This is a genomic window from Paraburkholderia sp. WC7.3g, assembly GCF_050436345.1.
Lineage (GTDB): Bacteria > Pseudomonadota > Gammaproteobacteria > Burkholderiales > Burkholderiaceae > Paraburkholderia > Paraburkholderia podalyriae.
Genome location: NZ_JBNDMA010000002.1, coordinates 671,873 through 687,823, shown reverse-complemented (window position 1 = coordinate 687,823; position 15,951 = coordinate 671,873). Strand labels below are relative to the sequence as shown.

The following is a 15,951-nucleotide window of genomic DNA, read 5'->3' as shown; positions in this document are numbered from 1 at the left end:
AGCGCGGCTCGATGCCCCGGGCCGGAGTACGGCGAAATGCAGGAATTAGCCCTACGATTGTCACCGTACGGAACAGAACAGAACCCCACACACTTCATGAACCACCGAACAACCGCGTCGCCAACCGAATCAGTCATTAATGCGCCTGACACCACAACAGCTATGCAAGGGCAGGTTTGATGAAAGCCGTAAAACAACAAGATCAAAGTAACCTGAAGTGGGTTGCTGACTTCATCTGGAACATCGCTGATGATCGTCTGCGCGATGTGTACGTGCGCGGCAAGTACCGTGACGTGATCCTTCCCTTCACGGTCCTGCGGCGGCTCGACGCCGTGCTGGAATCGACCAAGCAGGCTGTACTGGAGCGCAAGAAGTTCCTCGATACGCACCATGTAGCCGAGCAGGATGGCGCGCTGCGGATGGCTGCCGGGCAGGCGTTTTACAACACCTCTGAATTCACGCTCGAAAAGCTTAAAGCCAGCAGTGCCGGCCAGCGTCTGCGCGACGACTTCATCGACTACCTCGACGGCTTCTCGCCCAACGTCCAGGAAATCCTGACCAAGTTCAAATTCCGCGAACAAATCCAAACGCTGGTTGATGCGCACGTCCTCGGCTACCTCATCGAGGACTTCCTCGACCCCGAGGTCAACATCTCTCCCCTGCCAGTCAAGGACGCCGACGGCCGGATCAAGCTGCCCGCGCTGGACAACCACGGCATGGGCACGGTGTTCGAGGAACTGATCCGCCGCTTCAACGAGGAAAACAACGAAGAGGCTGGTGAACACTTCACCCCGCGCGATGTGGTCAAACTGATGGCCAAATTGCTGTTCCTGCCGGTGGCAAACCAAATCCAGTCCGGCACCTACTTGCTGTATGACGGCAGTTGCGGCACGGGCGGCATGTTGACCGTGGCCGAGGAAGCGCTGCACGAACTGGCAATGAGCCACGACAAGGAAGTCTCGATTCACCTGTTCGGGCAGGAGATCAACCCGGAGACCTACGCCATCTGCAAGGCCGACCTGCTGCTCAAGGGCGAAGGCGATGAGGCAGAGCACATTGTCGGCGGCGCGGACAAGTCGACGCTGTCCGCCGATCAGTTCGGGTCGCGCGAGTTCGATTTCATGATTTCTAATCCCCCGTACGGCAAGAGTTGGAAGACCGACCTCGACCGGATGGGCGGCAAGAAGGAGTTCAGCGACTCGCGCTTCATCGTCAATCACGGCGGCGATCCGGAGTTCAAGCTAATCACACGGTCCAGTGACGGGCAGCTGATGTTTTTGGTGAACAAGCTGCAGAAGATGAAGCACAACACAGCGCTGGGCAGCCGCATTGCGCTGGTGCATAACGGCTCGGCGCTGTTCACCGGCGATGCGGGTCAGGGCGAGAGCAATATCCGCCGATGGGTGCTGGAGAACGACTGGCTCGAAGCCATCATCGCGCTTCCGCTCAACATCTTCTACAACACTGGCATCGCCACCTACATCTGGGTTCTGGCAAACCGCAAGGCCGAACACCGGCGGGGTAAGGTGCAGTTGATCGACGCTTCGCAGTGGTTCCTGCCGATGCGGCGCAACCTCGGTAACAAGAACTGTGAACTGGGGGACGCAGACATTGAACGCATTCTGAAGCATTACCTCCAACAGCCGCTCACCGATGCGGAGACTCCGGAGGCTGCGCCCGAGTGCAAGTGGTTCGACAACGCCGACTTCGGTTACTGGAAGATCACGGTCGAACGTCCGCTGCGACTCAAAAGCCAGCTCAAGCGCAGCGCCATCGAGAGCCTGCGCTTTGCCACGGGCGATGAGGCGCTGCGTAGTGAGATTTACGTCAGGTACGGCGACAAGCTGTACACGGAATTTAACGCCATCAGGGGCGAAATCGAAGCGTGGCTGAAAGGTGACGATGGCGACGAGGATCCCGACGACGAGGCAGACGATGATGCGAATACCGCCAAGAAGGCGGTGCCGGAAAAGCGGCGAAAGAAGCTGCTTGACCCCGCAACGTGGCTGCGCGACAAGACCCTAATGGAACTGGCGAGGCTGGCGGAGCAAGAACTTGGCGAAGGCGTGTTCGACAACCACAACGAGTTCCGCACGCGCTTTGACAGCGCGATGAAGGCACACGGCAAGAAGCTGGGCGCGCCCGAGAAAAGAGCCATCTACAAGGCGGTAAGCTGGCGCGATGAAAAGGCACCCCCTGTTATCGCCAAGCGCAGCAAGCTCAAGGCGGCCGACCAGTTCGAACCAGGCTACGACGGCGCATATCTGGAAGCCGTGGGCAAGGATCGCTTCATAGTCGAATACGAGGCTGATACCGACCTGCGTGATACCGAGCAGATACCACTCAAGGAGCAAGGTGGCATCGAAGCGTTTTTTGCGCGGGAAGTGGCGCCGCACGCTCGGGATGCATGGATTGCGACGGACGCAAACAAAATCGGCTACGAAATCTCCTTTGCCCGCTACTTCTACAAGCCCGCGCCACTACGCACGCTAGATCAAATTCGGAGGGACATCCTCAAGCTTGAGAAGCAAACTGACGGCCTGCTGCACAAGATCGTGGGAGCGGAATGATGACCGGCGCGAACGTTTATTCGGGGTACCGCAAAGCGAGAATGCGCTGGCTCCCGCCTGTGCCGGAACATTGGAACGAGGAGCGCGCCAAGATTTTCTTCCGCGAGGTGGACGAGCGCTCCGAGACGGGACGTGAAGAACTGCTGTCGGTTTCGCATCTGACGGGCGTCACGCCGCGTAGCCAGAAGAAAGTCACGATGTTCAAGGCTGCAAGCTATGTTGGTTCCAAGCTGTGCCGTCCCGGTGACATCGTGATCAACACGCTATGGGCGTGGATGGCGGCCCTTGGCGCGAGCGGGCACGTTGGCATTGTCAGTCCGGCCTACGGCGTGTACCGCCCGCGCCGCGCCGACAGCTTCAACCCTACGTATCTCGACTACCTGCTACGCACCCGAGCCTACGTTGCGGAATACATCGGGCGCTCGACTGGCATCAGATCCTCGCGTTTGCGCCTGTACCCAAATCAGTTTCTCGACATTGCGCTGCTGCAACCGCCGCGCCCTGAACAAGACAAGATCGTCGCATACCTGCGGTCGAAGGATGTCCACATCGCCCGGTTCATCAAGGCCAAGCGCGAACTCATCGGCTTGCTCACCGAGCAGAAGCTGCGCATCATCGATCACGCCGTCACACGCGGCCTCGACCCGTCTGTCAGGCGCCAGCCATCTGGCATCGAATGGCTAGGCGAGATTCCGGAGCATTGGATCGCCAAGCCTCTCAAACGCTGGGTGGGTCTCAACGGCAGCGTCCTCGGAGAAAAAACCGACCCGGAGTTTGAGTTCCGTTACGTTGACATCGGTTCTGTGAAAACAGGCCGGCTGGTAAAGGAACTGGATCGGATTCGTTTCGCGAGTGCGCCATCCCGCGCACGGCGAATCTTGAAACGCGGAGACACCATCATTTCGACGGTGCGGACCTATTTGAAGGCGATTTGGTACGTCGATGAGGATGCAAACGACCTGATCGCTTCGACCGGCTTTGCAGTGCTGACGCCCGGCAGGAACGTTGAACCGGAATATCTTGGCTACGTCATTCAGAGCAGTAGTTTCGTTAATCGCGTAACAGCCAATTCCATCGGGATTGCGTACCCGGCTATCGCGGAGACCGTGCTCGGTCGATTTCCGGTAGCAATGCCTTCCACCGTGACGGAGCAGCAGGCCATCGTGAGTCACATCAAGTCCGAGAGCGCCCCTTTGGACACAGCCATCGAACAGGCGATGAATGAGATAAAGCTCATTCGCGAGTACCGCGACCGGCAGATCGCCGACGTTGTCACTGGCCAGATAGATGTACGCGACTGGGCGCCGAGTCCGGACGACGTCGTTTCCGAGGAAGACCTGGCGGCACTGGACAGCGACGAAGAAGACGATACAGTTGGAGAGGAAGATGATGGCGACGACTGACACTAGTGAAAAGGGTTTGGAAGCCCTGATCGTCCGTGATCTCTGCACCAGCGGGGGCTACATGCAAGGCCGGGCCACCGACTACAACCCCGACGTAGCGGTGGATGTGGTGCAGTTGTTGGCGTTTCTGCAAGCCACCCAGCCCACAGTGATCACGGAACTGGAGTTGGCAAACGAGGGCATCAAGCGCACGCAGTTCCTGCATCGCATCCAGGGCGAGATTGCCAAGCGCGGTGTGGTGGATGTGCTGCGCAAAGGCGTCAGCCACGGCCCGGTGCACGTCGACCTGTACAAGCTGCTGCCGACGCCGGGCAACGTCAGCGCGGCCGAAAACTTCGACAAAAACCTTTTCAGCGTCACTCGGCAGCTACGCTATAGCAACGACGAGGCGCAGCGTTCATTGGACATGGTGATCTTCATCAACGGCCTGCCGGTGCTGACGTTCGAGTTGAAAAACTCGCTGACGAAACAAACCGTGGCCGACGCCATCACGCAGTACCAGACTGACCGCAATCCGAACGAGTTGCTGTTCCAGCCCGGGCGGTGCGTGGCACATATGGCGGTGGACGATGCCGAGGTCCAGTTCTGCCCGCACCTCACAGGCAAGACCTCTTGGTTCCTGCCGTTCAACCAAGGCTGGAACAGCGGTGCGGGCAATCCCCCTAACCCATACGGCTTGAAGACCGACTATCTGTGGAAGCAGGTGTTGCTAAGGGACTCGCTGGCGAACATCATCGAGAACTTTACTCAAGTAGTGGAAGAGGACGACGAAAAGGGAAAGAAGCGGCGCAAGCAAGTGTTTCCCCGCTTCCACCAATTGCGTACCGTTCGCGCTTTGCTACGGCGCTCGCGCGAGGATGGGGTCGGCAAGCGCTACCTGATCCAGCATTCGGCGGGCAGCGGCAAGAGCAACACCATTGCGTGGCTAGCTCATCAGTTAGTGGAACTCAAGACCGTCGCTAATGCGATGCTGACTCAGTTCGATTCGGTCATCGTTATCACCGACCGACGTGCGCTCGACACCCAGATTGCCCGCACTATCAAGAGTTACGACCATGTGGCGTCCATCTTCGGCCACTCCGAGGATGCGGCGGAGCTGCGTACCTTCCTGCGCAAAGGCAAAAAGATTATCGTGACGACGGTGCAAAAGTTCCCGTTTATCCTCGATGAGCTGGGCGATCTGGGGAGCAAGAAATTCGCGCTGCTGATCGATGAGGCGCACTCCAGCCAAGGCGGCAAGACCGCGGCCAAGATGCACATGGCCCTATCGGGAGCTCCGGGTAATGGCGGGGGTGACGAAGAATCCGTCGAGGACGCCGTCAACAAACTGATTGAGTCGCGCAAGATGTTGCCGAACGCCAGCTATTTCGCCTTTACCGCCACGCCGAAGAACCGGACGCTCGAGTTATTCGGCGAGCGCTACGTGGAGGGTGGCGAAGTATGCTTCCGCTCACCGGAGGAGTTGACCTATACCACCAAGCAGGCGATCCAGGAGGGCTTCATTCTCGACGTGATTGCGAACTACACGTCGGTGGACAGCTTTTACCACGTCGCCAAGACGGTCGAGGACGATCCCGACTTTGAAAAGGTTAAGGCACTGAAAAAGATTCGCCACTACGTCGAATCGCACGACAAGGCGATCCGCAAGAAGGCCGAGATTATGGTCGATCACTTCGTGGCGCAGGTAATTGGCAAGCAGAAGATCGGTGGGAAGGCGCGAGCGATGATCGTATGCAACGGGATCGCAAGGGCCATCGACTACTACCGCGAGGTGTCAGATTACCTCGCCACGATCAAGAGCCCGTGCAAAGCCATCGTTGCGTACTCGGGCGATTTCGAAATTGGCGGAGTAGAGATGACCGAGGCCGACCTTAATGAATTCCCAAGCAAAGACATTCCGTCCAAGCTCAAGCAAGATCCGTATCGCTTCCTGATCGTTGCTAACAAGTTCGTCACCGGCTTTGACGAGCCGCTGCTGCACTCGATGTACGTGGACAAGCCGCTTGCGGGCGTGCTGGCGGTGCAAACGCTCTCAAGGCTGAACCGCGCCCATCCGCAGAAGCGCGATACCTTCGTGCTCGACTTTGCTGATAACGCCGAGGCGGTCAAAGCGGCATTCCAAGACTACTACCGTGCCACGATCCAGACTGGCGAAACAGACCCCAACAAACTGCACGATCTGAAGAACGATCTCGATGCGAAACAGGTGTACAGTTGGCAGCAGGTCGAGGACTTGGTCGCGCTGTACGTAACCGGCTCAGACCGGGACGAGCTCGACCCCATTCTCGACGCCTGCGTTGCCGAGTACATCGACGACTTGAACGAAGACGACCAAGTTGAGTTCAAGGGCAAAGCCAAGGCATTTGTGCGCAGCTATGGCTTCCTCGCGGCAATCCTGACTTACGGTCACCCGGCTTGGGAGAAGCTCGCGATCTTCCTGAACCTCCTGATCCCAAAGCTCCCTGCCCCGAAGGAGGAAGACCTCTCGATGGGCGTGCTGGAAGCCATAGACATGGACAGCTATCGGGTGGAGGCACAAGCGTCGCTGAAGATGTCGATGGACGATGCGGATGCCTTCATCGAACCGCCGCCGCCTGGTAGTGGTGGCGGTGGTGGCACGCCCGATATCGACAAGCTGTCGAATATCATCAAGGCCTTCAACGACATGTTCGGCAATATCGAGTGGAAGGACGGCGACAAGATTCGCAAGGTCATCACCGAGGACATTCCCGCCCGCGTGGCGCAGGACAAGGCCTACCAAAACGCGCAGGCCAACTCCGACAAGCAAAACGCAAAGCTGGAACACGACAAGGCACTGAATCGCGTGGTGCTGGAACTGATCTCTGATCATACGGAACTATTCAAGCAGTTCAGCGATAACCCCAGCTTTAAGCGCTGGCTGACAGATATGGTTTTCGACTCGACGTATCATCCAGGAGCCGTGCCTCCCAAGACACCGCCGCAGGCTGGCGTACCAGCGTAACGTTTGCTGAACAAATTGTAAGAGGCGGGACTCGATATGACAGTCACAGTCAGATCAAGTCCCAAACGTGTTCAAGGTAAAGGGCGGCAACTGACCCCAAAGCGACGTTCACGATTCTCGTGACCGGTCATTCAATCGCCCGCATGGTGACGTGACTGTGCTGTGAATCACCTCTTAACTATGAACGGTATGTAGTACGCGCTCTGGCGCATGGTATCCAGCGCATTCCTCGCACTGGCAAGTGATTGCATTGCTGTAAATACTGAAGCTGTCCCCAACATTCCCGACAGAAAATGTAATTGAGTAAGTTCGGGTGCGATCGTGGCAGCAATCGAGACGCCGAGAGTGCAGTATGATGCATACTGAAGCGTCTTTAACCTATTCAGCTTTATGGTTTCGATTTTTAATTTGATAGCATCCTCTTGTATTTCACTTATTATTTCCTTTATTGCGCTCTCGCTTTCATTTTTGCCTATTTTAATGAGATTTTTTTGAAGTGCACATTTAAACCGATCAAACGCGTCAGTCTCCATTTTTTTGATAATTCGTATTGTTTCAACCGAGACGTTGTCGAAGTAAGGGAGAATAATGGGAGCGAGGATCACTGAATCTTCGTACCTTGGCAACTTCGTAGAATGCATGTCGAAGCTAGCGCGGGATGGCGCGTTGCGTCCTAATATCGATCTGGAGGATAGAACTTCCTTCCGGAGTTCATCAAGGTTTTGGTTTACCATATGCGGCCAAATTACCTCAAGCTGGTCAGGAAGAATCGCTATTCCCGAGGCGATAACGTCCTCCTTTAGCGATAAATTCAATCTGGCCGTAGAAATCAAATCCCCCTCTATCGCTTCTCTCGAGCGCGAAGCGACATCTTCGCTCACGATCGTCGCGGCATCCAAATACAGAGCTGCCCATTTAAAGATTTTTTTATAATCGTCTGTTTTATTGGGGCGGATGTAATTCACATCCCGACTCGGACCGTTGATGCTGTCATAAGCCAGTAAACGGGGCGGAACTACAGGGCCAGCATCATCCCGCTTCCAAATTTGAGAACTGGAATAGTACGTTTGTCTAGCATAGTTGTGAAAAATAGTGAAAATGCGACGCTCATCTACCGCTCTCGATGACATCGCTTTTTCGAGGTCCCCCAAGAAAATTCTGACCAGATAGTCCTCTTTAGTGGACATTGAGACACCCGAGGAACGAGTAGATTTTCGCATCGTAGCCCCTTTTCTCACAGATGAACAGTTCCAGCGAAGTCTCGACCGGACGGTCCGAATTGCAATCCCAATGATAGCTTTTGGCCGGTCCCTGCCTGTCGGCGATCGGCAGCACGCGACCCGAAGAAGTCGGACATATTGCACTCAGCAACGGACGTTCACGCAGCGCTTCGCATTACGTAAAAGTCACCCGCAGCACAGATAAGCAGCATCTGTATTAGTGTCGATGCAGTAGGGAGCGCCTAAGTATGGTCTTTATAGCGGATAAAAGTGTCAAACGCCTCTGCTATTCGCTGTCAAGAATCTCCTCGAACAAGTCGCAGCAAATCACGATAAGGAAGTTGCATACCGACTCACTTGGAATCTTCCCGTGGAGCAACATATTCCTAATCGGCTCCAGTATGATCCGGACATATTCCTTGAATTCCGGAGAAAACTCGGATCCGGTGTGGTTGGCCAATCCGCCAACAATCGTGCTCAGCGTTTGCGTCTTGATGCCCTTCACACCCTTGTGGGTGATGTATGCACCCAACACGCCCTCAATCGTCGGCGCCAGCATCTTAAGAGCGTTTGAAAAAAGAACCGTCACAGGGGATTCAAGGATCAGCTGGATCGCGTTGAGCGTCGTCGCGCGCCAAGGTGAAAACAAGGTAGAACGGCTAAGCTTGGGTCGTATGCGTTCTAGTCGATGTCGAATGTCGGACCAAATGTCTGGGAAAGAAACCTTTGCATTAATCTGCCAGACTAGGTTCTCGAGTACGTCCTTTCGCAGCACCATTGGTGCTAGACGATAGTTAAAGCAGCCAGCAGTCGATAACTCGATTTTGCTATACGTCCGATCTACTGCTAGCACACTAATCTGTATGTCATACCCTAAGCGATACCTGTCAAGTGCACCTTTGTATTCGCCGGCAATCTTTCGCCTGCCGGGTTTTACCAAACTGTTGAAGTAGTCATCGAACGCCACAAAGTTGGGATCTTTGCGGATAGCGCGTATCACGATCGCCTTACGCTGGACGAAGTAGAGGAACACCTCTTTTGGTAATACGATACAGTCAAGTATGACCTTTTGTTGAATGAGGTTCCCGACCGCATCCAATTCGCATTCCGTAAGGCTGCCTTTAACGTGCGTGTCAATTTGTTTGACAATAAATCCAAGAGCAAACATACGGTGGCTTTTTGTAAAATTGTTCTCTATCTCTCTGCGACAAGAGCTAGCTCTGTGACACCCATAGATGGCCGAACCCTACCCGACGCTAGCCTCGATCTGACACCGTTCGGTGCCAAAATGCGATTGGCGTAAAGCGATCCCAAGCGGACTTTTGAGCCTTAACGGAAGCCGCCACTCTGTTCGGTGTTGGTCGCGAGAGCTGGCCGTTGTCAGATTGGTCAGCCCGCTCCCCGGGATGTTCTGCGTCTTGGATCAATTTCAATCATCCAGTGGCTGAACGCTCATTATTATTTCGATTTGCGTCGCAATACGAGTCGGCCGCCTCCGGCCTCCACCTCGTCATATTCTTTGTAGACTGCAAGTATCAACGCAATTCCAATGGATGCCGCTGCAATGATAGCAGCCACCTCCATCCCACTTATGGCTGCAACCGGCGCGGCAGCAAAGGCCAAAGACAATCCCGCCGTTTCCGGCGCAGCGACGGCTGCGACGCCGACTACCGCGACGATACCTGCCACAGCCCATGCGCTTAGCGTAGCGATCTTCTTTGCTTTCGCCAAGTTGTCAGCCAACTGGCCGATGATGATGATTTCCGGTTCTTTCCTTTCTTTGGCTTTCTCTAGCTGCTCTTTTGTCGATACGGTGGTCATAGATTTTTCTCTGGTCGACGCGCCGCTTTTAGTTGGGCGCCGACATCATTTTTGTTTGGGGGATTTTTTTGTTCCATCGGACCGTGTAGCCGTTTCAATCCAAGAGCGATTGTTGACGATTTTGCCGGTGCTGTCGACCGTCCCTTTATGGCCGAACTGAGCCGGACGATTTGACATCGTCTGTCCGATCAGCCCGGAGTTTTACAAATAAATAACGGGGTAGAAATGGTATCGGCGATGACTTCGGGGCCTTCCGGAGCAATCTGGCCGCAAAGCATCGCAGCCGATACCGCGCTGGAGTGGCCGTCAAATAATAGAGTGAGTCGAATCGCGGTACGCCCCGTGCCACTGGACCAAAAACACTTACTATTGGCGTATCGGCTGCTCAAGCGGCGTTAAAACGCCCGCATGACCCTCGAGCTGCACTCGGAGATAGGTCTTCGTTGTAGGCCCGTACTGCGCAAGTCCGAACAGGCGATGACATGAACCGGCCGCGCACTGATCCGACCTTGGGGCTTATCGATACGCGCACGTCGCGGATTACTCGGGCGGCAGCTTGCCCGCCGCTTCAAGCATGGCGCGCAAACGTGTCTCGATGGAAACGAGTGCCTTGCGCAGTTGTTCGGGTGTTTGTGCGTCCTCCTCGGCGCAACGCGCCATGCGCCACATTTCAACGAGGCCGCGATACAGAAAGTCAACCCGATGCTCTGCGAGCTTTGCGCGAGTCTGATATTGACGGGCGTGCTCCAGCTCACGCCTGAGCGTTTCCTGGGTTGATTGTTCCTCCATATCGGCGAGCAGGCGGCTCAATCGGGCGTCAGTGTCGTCATGCTTCTCCCTGTCATGGCGTGCGTTGGCCGCCGACGGATCCTCGAGGCGAGCATCGGGAGCTGCACTTGGGGCCGCTCTTGTCGCCTGGTCGGCATGCGCCTCATCCATCAGTTGCCTGCACCCCTCGTTTATCGAATCGAGCCTGTCGTTAGCGCGCTTGGCCGTGGCCGCGACGTTGGCGACTTCGCGCGCGACCGCTATCACCGCGCCGACCAGCTCGAGAAAAGATTTGTGCAATCCACCGGCATTTAGATCCCAATCGCGCGAGTCGAGCGCCTCGGCGATCGTGCGTGCAGGGTGGTCGCGGTCCGTGTCGTTGTCGCTCATACGATGGCTCTCCTGATCTCAATGGAAGGCGCCACAAGTAGCACATCGGTGGCCGCCGATGAAGCCACGAGCAGGTGTTTGAGCATGTCGCTATTGCGCAGACTCGTAACGTTCGTCGTCAAACATATGCGAGCGGTCACCTCGTTCGCGAGTTCCAGGCAGTGCTCTAAAATTGTCGCACTGACATGCCCTCTAGAAGCGGCTGTTCCATCACGCGCAGTTGCCACGGACCCGCGAACCGCTCGTCCTCGTCAAAGACGCTACGCGCTCACCCTTTGAACGTCTGCCCGCCTGTCTCTGCCTGATCCCACGCCCTTAAGGGGACCCATTTTGAAAAGCAAAAGCGGGTGTGCCGGGGGTCAAAAAACCAGCGCAGCACGGGCGGTTTCAGCTCTAAAACAAGGTATCTCTTCGCCGCGATGAGTGGTGTCGTCCTGCGATAGGAGCGGGAAACGGCGCATTGGTTCAGGTCCAGACCTGTTATTGGCGCCTGCGCTCCGTGGAATCCAACCCAGGCGCTACAGGCCGGTTTCGCCGTACGTCCGGTTATAGTCCCCCGGCGTTGTCGGCTCACCGGGCATGAATTGACTATCAATCGTCTCATCAAGTGTCCACGGGCAACGTGCGGGCAGATCTTCAGGCTCAACTCCGATTGCTGACGCAGCCCGGTAGACTGCAAGCTCGTATTCGCCCTGCAACTCGGCGACAGCGTGCTCGCGCATCGGTGGGTCATCTTCGAAAATCGACTCCAGGAAATATCGGTGCCGCCTGATGATTTCGCTCCAGCCCGCATTGCGGCGCGAGGGGCAGACCATCCATTTAAGGAGCGCGGCAAGCAGCTTGTGCAGGTGGCGCTCGACGTGTTCGGGTGTCTGTCCGTTAAGGAGGCGCACCAGCATTGGCACGTCCAGAGCGACCCAGTCGCACGACTGGAGAGCGGCGATCTGCTCATCGCTCCATTGCGCGCGGTCATCTTCGTAACGCGTCATGCTTACGCCGTCCTCCTTTTATGCTTTCTCCGCTTGCGCGCCAAGGGTCCGCGCTGATTTGCAGCCTTCATCCGGCTACCTGCCGGACTTGACGTCTTGCGAAGACTATTCGGATGTCGCCTGCTTCAGGGACGTGCGCTCGCGCCCCCAGTCGCCGGCATGAAGTGGGCCACCGAGACCGCTTCCCGCACTAGCCTATGCGTGCTGTCTGGTGCCGCAGGCGGAAGACCGAGTGATGGCACGTCACCGCGGTCAGCGAGGAAGCGCTGCCGTCGAGCGACCATCAGATTCATCTGCGCAATCTCCACCTGGAACGCCGCAACTTCCATCTCGACCCTACTCAACGCCGCGTTCAGCTCACCCATGCTTTGCGCCATACTTCCCTCGAACGCAGCCACGGGAGTGTCCAGTTCCATCACTCCCTTCACCATGAGGCTGTCGAATTCGTCCTTCGTCACGTCTGCTCCTCCCGCGTTATGACGTCACGCTTATGCAGGCCTCTGCGGCGAAAGCGAACGGGATCGGCACGATTGTGACCATGCGAGTCCGCAATCCGCAGCGCGATGCGTCACACTCGACACAACGACTTCGTTGCGTCAGGATTTGCGCCCGCTAGCCGCACGTCTGCACACAGTCAGGTCATGCGGCGCGAGTCCAGCAAGCGCCGCCGATGCTCCGCCATCGTCGCGATTTGTGCGGCCTCCTGTGAAACCATCGTCGCGAGCTTCGTCAATTGAGCGTCAAATGCTGCGAAACGAGCGAAATGCATTTCCAACCGTGCCACGCCATCCTCCAGCCGGTCCAAACTGGCGAAGATATCGCGCAGACTGGCCTCGATGTCGTCGAGCAGAATTCGAGTCTCACCGCTATCGTTCACATTTCCCTCCACACTGCCGTCGCCATCGCGCAGTACGTCCGATGAGCCGCCACTCTTCGTCTGTACAGCATTTGCAAACCACCCATGCGCTTGCCGCTCCCTCGGCAACGGTTCGAACTAAGCCTCCCGAGATCCATGCTCGAACTGATGCGCGCGAGACGCTATTGACTGACCGGCGGCTTCCATGGATTACGCTCGCGGAATTCACCTATGGACGCTCAGGGCCCCGCACTGAGAGTCAGCGCCCTCATTTGACCTCTTGTCGACCAATGAATCGGCGATCTCGCGAACAAGATGACCGTCGCGCACAATAATGGTGTATTCAAGAATCGCAATCGCCTCCGAAAGACAGCGGACAACACGTACGTCTTCACCACGCAACGCCCAGTGTGCACGCCGCATATCGCTGAGCCAATCAGTCAGCGATTTCTCGCGATAGTAACCTTCATATATGTCACGCATGACGCGCCATGTTGACGGGTCGACGTGCGCTAATGGATTTCCCATATCAGATCGCCCTTATAGAGACTGCCCGGAACGTTAACGTGCGCTTTCGCCGCGCTCCGAGAATCGCGTGAAACGATGGGTCGTTAGGCATTGGGGTGGCCCGGACCGCGTTTCGGGTCGCTCACTTGATGAACCCTCGCTGCTTTCTCTCTGCCTCGATCCGTTCCATTTCACCCCGCCAGTGCTTCTCCTGGTCGGCGTCCTCGGCGATCGCCGCGCGTAGCGCGTTGGTCATCGCTTCTTTCGCGGCTCGCGCCAAGCTCGCCTTAAGACGAAGCGTCTCGAAATCCCCATAGTCCACAGGCTTGTACACGCCACCCCGTACCGAATGAGCATAGATTGCATACAGCTCGCGGGCGATGATGTATGCGTGCTCGGGATCCATACCTTCGCCTTCCAACGCAAGTACGAACTTGTGCGTGTCCATCGAACCTCCTTACCGTATCAGGGCTTGCCACTGGTGCGTCGCCTTGATGACAGCGTTGATGATCGTCGGCATGACGGTGTACATCAGCACGAGAAACATCAAGCCCATCAGTGCGCACATGGGCCAAGCGAACCAGCGAATGAATCGGTCCGTTTGCTTAAGGGCCGCTTCATGCCTGCGTTCTTCTTCCTTGCGCTGGCGCTCCCACCGCTCACGATCCTCGCGCATCTGTCGCGCGAAGTCTGACTCGCCCATGGTTTCTCCCGATGTTTAAGCCTCGACGGACTCCAGCCGGCGACTCATTTGAGGGTGCGCCCTTGATGGGCCGTCGAAATCATGCGTGACGGCAGGTGACAGCCATACAGAGTACACCCATGTCGCAGGGTTGAAGATGTTCGAGGGTTGCATACCGCACACTCAGTCGACACCACTTACCGTCGACTGCACGCGCCTCGCGTAAATGACAATCGCGTTTGAGGCGGCGACGGCCCCTCGGCCGTATTGGTGTTCCACACGGCGTCGCGCATGCGAAAGCCGCGGATTATGGGCGGGCAAGCACGTTGTAGATGGTCTGCCGTGCCACCCCGAAGCTCGCAGCCATCTCAGCCTTGGACTCGCCCTTCGCAGCCCGCTGCCGCACCTCTGCTATTTGGGCCTTCGTAAGTGAGGGCTTACGTCCCTTGTACACGTTGCCTTTCGCCTTGGCCAGCGCAATCCCCTCTCGTTGGCGCTCGCGGATGAGGGCCCGCTCGAACTGCGCAAAGCCGCCCAGCATCGTCATCATGAGGTGCGCCATCGGGTCATCGCTGTTTCCGCTGAAGGTGAGCCGCTCCTTCACGAACTCGACGGATACGCCGCGCGAAGTGAGTTCACGCACCATCCGCAATAGGTCCTCCGTGTTCCGTGCAAGCCGGTCCATGCTGTGGATGATTAGCGTGTCGCCCTCGCGCACGTACTCGAGTGCCCCCTGTAGCTGAGGACGCTTCGTGTCCTTGCCGCTAGCCTTGTCGGTGAACACCTTGTCAAGCGCGAGACCGTCTAGCTGCCTCTCCGAGTTCTGAACGACCGTGCTCACTCGCACGTAGCCGATTCTCTGCCCCTTGCTCATGATGGGCTCCGTTTAGATCAGTCTGTAGCGAGGGTGCGGTACCGCTCCGCGTGTCTACGTGACTGTATAAGTGAGTTCTAGACTATGATGGGCACCATGTCAAAGAATTCAAATCAACCCTAGTTAGACACGCAGAAGCTGACGCGGCGGCCCGGATGGACCGTCCATCTAAGGTGTACCTCAAATGTACACGGACGAGATAAGCGTTCTCACTGGTACGTTCTCACTGGTTGCTTTGCGTTAACACGAGCAAAGGGCGATGGCCTCTTGCGGTTCTTCCGACTGAATTGTCGTACTGAGCTCTGCCGGTGGTCAGATTGGAGTGACGACAGCACTGTGCCGAGGACAGAGAAAAAAAGACCAAGAGTGGAGCGCCCCGGTGCACTCGCGAGCGAACGGCACAGGCTGCCCTTTTTCAGGAGTAGTGCCGGAGGGTCCGTTGGCTAAAATGCACCGACTAATTGAATAGTTCCAACGAGTCGTCGCGGAAGATTGGTCACCGAGAAGTGCTTCATGAGCGAGAAGCGCACACTTAAGGCGCGAACCAGTCAACCCATCCCGGCCGGCGCACGTATGGCAGGCCTGCTCTCGCAATAACTTGAAGCCGGGCAAACGCCGCCATCCTCGCGCGTGCGCGATACCTGTAGTTGTCTCCGAGGTGCCGGATCAAACATGCAAGCGCATAGCCGGGAATGAGTGATGGCCGCCTTCGCCATGGAGGCCGAACTCGGCATAAGAGCAAGCTCGTCCGCCGCACTGATTCCGCCGCGCTTGTCGTAGATGGGAATTGTCTGCACCCATTGAGCCCGCTGTTCCGGCAATCGTGGGCTGCGGGGGCAAACAGTATGCCGCTGCGATCACCGCACCGAAGCGCGCGTAATTGGACCC

14 protein-coding genes are annotated in these 15,951 nt (G+C 56.8%); 3 read left to right on the top strand and 11 right to left on the bottom strand.

The window, feature by feature from the left end; all coding sequences use genetic code 11:
• Nucleotides 1-179 precede the first annotated feature (179 nt).
• The 3 genes from OKW43_RS14690 to OKW43_RS14680 are packed head-to-tail and all read left to right on the top strand — an operon-like array spanning nt 180 to nt 6,956.
• A complete protein-coding gene (locus tag OKW43_RS14690; RefSeq protein WP_429448101.1) occupies nt 180-2,570 on the top strand; it encodes a type I restriction-modification system subunit M in 2,391 nt (796 codons plus the stop codon).
• Nucleotides 2,570-3,973, top strand: a complete 1,404-nt coding sequence (locus tag OKW43_RS14685; RefSeq protein ID WP_429448099.1) for a restriction endonuclease subunit S — start codon at nt 2,570-2,572, stop codon at nt 3,971-3,973. The genes OKW43_RS14690 and OKW43_RS14685 overlap by 1 nt, the downstream gene beginning before the upstream one ends.
• Nucleotides 3,957-6,956, top strand: a complete 3,000-nt coding sequence (locus OKW43_RS14680) for a type I restriction endonuclease subunit R (protein ID WP_429448097.1) — start codon at nt 3,957-3,959, stop codon at nt 6,954-6,956. Before OKW43_RS14685 ends, OKW43_RS14680 begins: the two co-directional genes overlap by 17 nt.
• 167 nt (nt 6,957-7,123) lie before the next feature.
• Here the strand turns inward: OKW43_RS14680 and OKW43_RS14675 are convergent, their stop codons facing one another.
• From OKW43_RS14675 to OKW43_RS14625, 11 genes are all read right to left on the bottom strand, one after another.
• Entirely contained in the window at nt 7,124-8,143 is a 1,020-nt protein-coding gene (locus OKW43_RS14675) for a hypothetical protein (RefSeq protein WP_429448095.1), read from the bottom strand.
• A gap of 319 nt (nt 8,144-8,462) precedes the next feature.
• A complete protein-coding gene (locus OKW43_RS14670; RefSeq protein WP_429448093.1) occupies nt 8,463-9,344 on the bottom strand; it encodes a hypothetical protein in 882 nt (293 codons plus the stop codon).
• Nucleotides 9,345-9,634: 290 nt separating this feature from the next.
• Nucleotides 9,635-9,997, bottom strand: a complete 363-nt coding sequence (locus tag OKW43_RS14665; protein WP_429448091.1) for a hypothetical protein — start codon at nt 9,995-9,997, stop codon at nt 9,635-9,637.
• A 540-nt stretch (nt 9,998-10,537) separates the two neighbouring features.
• Nucleotides 10,538-11,155: a hypothetical protein gene (locus OKW43_RS14660; RefSeq protein ID WP_429448089.1), complete on the bottom strand. Its 618-nt coding sequence runs from the start codon at nt 11,153-11,155 to the stop codon at nt 10,538-10,540.
• 518 nt (nt 11,156-11,673) lie between these two features.
• Nucleotides 11,674-12,144 (bottom strand): DUF29 family protein, encoded by a 471-nt coding sequence (locus tag OKW43_RS14655; protein ID WP_429448087.1) that lies wholly within the window; start codon nt 12,142-12,144, stop codon nt 11,674-11,676.
• Nucleotides 12,145-12,269: 125 nt separating this feature from the next.
• Complete coding sequence (locus tag OKW43_RS14650) at nt 12,270-12,602, bottom strand: hypothetical protein (protein ID WP_429448085.1); 333 nt, start codon at nt 12,600-12,602, stop codon at nt 12,270-12,272.
• A 176-nt stretch (nt 12,603-12,778) separates the two neighbouring features.
• On the bottom strand, nt 12,779-13,021 hold the full coding sequence (locus tag OKW43_RS14645) for a hypothetical protein (protein WP_429448083.1): 243 nt from the start codon (nt 13,019-13,021) through the stop codon (nt 12,779-12,781).
• Between the two features lie 204 nt (nt 13,022-13,225).
• Nucleotides 13,226-13,528: a hypothetical protein gene (locus tag OKW43_RS14640; protein ID WP_429448081.1), complete on the bottom strand. Its 303-nt coding sequence runs from the start codon at nt 13,526-13,528 to the stop codon at nt 13,226-13,228.
• Nucleotides 13,529-13,649: 121 nt separating this feature from the next.
• A complete protein-coding gene (locus OKW43_RS14635; RefSeq protein WP_429448079.1) occupies nt 13,650-13,955 on the bottom strand; it encodes a hypothetical protein in 306 nt (101 codons plus the stop codon).
• A 9-nt stretch (nt 13,956-13,964) separates the two neighbouring features.
• Nucleotides 13,965-14,210, bottom strand: a complete 246-nt coding sequence (locus tag OKW43_RS14630; protein ID WP_429448077.1) for a hypothetical protein — start codon at nt 14,208-14,210, stop codon at nt 13,965-13,967.
• Nucleotides 14,211-14,496: 286 nt separating this feature from the next.
• Nucleotides 14,497-15,063 carry a recombinase family protein gene (locus tag OKW43_RS14625; protein WP_429448075.1) on the bottom strand — a complete coding sequence of 189 codons (567 nt, stop codon included), beginning with the start codon at nt 15,061-15,063 and terminating at the stop codon, nt 14,497-14,499.
• Nucleotides 15,064-15,951 lie beyond the last annotated feature (888 nt).

Coding starts and splice junctions, on each gene's coding strand:
- OKW43_RS14690 (WP_429448101.1), top strand. CDS start 180: ATGAAAGCCGTAAAACAACAAGATCAAAGTAACCTGAAGTGGGTTGCT.
- OKW43_RS14685 (WP_429448099.1), top strand. CDS start 2,570: ATGACCGGCGCGAACGTTTATTCGGGGTACCGCAAAGCGAGAATGCGC.
- OKW43_RS14680 (WP_429448097.1), top strand. CDS start 3,957: ATGATGGCGACGACTGACACTAGTGAAAAGGGTTTGGAAGCCCTGATC.
- OKW43_RS14675 (WP_429448095.1), bottom strand. CDS start 8,143: ATGTCCACTAAAGAGGACTATCTGGTCAGAATTTTCTTGGGGGACCTC.
- OKW43_RS14670 (WP_429448093.1), bottom strand. CDS start 9,344: ATGTTTGCTCTTGGATTTATTGTCAAACAAATTGACACGCACGTTAAA.
- OKW43_RS14665 (WP_429448091.1), bottom strand. CDS start 9,997: ATGACCACCGTATCGACAAAAGAGCAGCTAGAGAAAGCCAAAGAAAGG.
- OKW43_RS14660 (WP_429448089.1), bottom strand. CDS start 11,155: ATGAGCGACAACGACACGGACCGCGACCACCCTGCACGCACGATCGCC.
- OKW43_RS14655 (WP_429448087.1), bottom strand. CDS start 12,144: ATGACGCGTTACGAAGATGACCGCGCGCAATGGAGCGATGAGCAGATC.
- OKW43_RS14640 (WP_429448081.1), bottom strand. CDS start 13,528: ATGGGAAATCCATTAGCGCACGTCGACCCGTCAACATGGCGCGTCATG.
- OKW43_RS14635 (WP_429448079.1), bottom strand. CDS start 13,955: ATGGACACGCACAAGTTCGTACTTGCGTTGGAAGGCGAAGGTATGGAT.
- OKW43_RS14630 (WP_429448077.1), bottom strand. CDS start 14,210: ATGGGCGAGTCAGACTTCGCGCGACAGATGCGCGAGGATCGTGAGCGG.
- OKW43_RS14625 (WP_429448075.1), bottom strand. CDS start 15,063: ATGAGCAAGGGGCAGAGAATCGGCTACGTGCGAGTGAGCACGGTCGTT.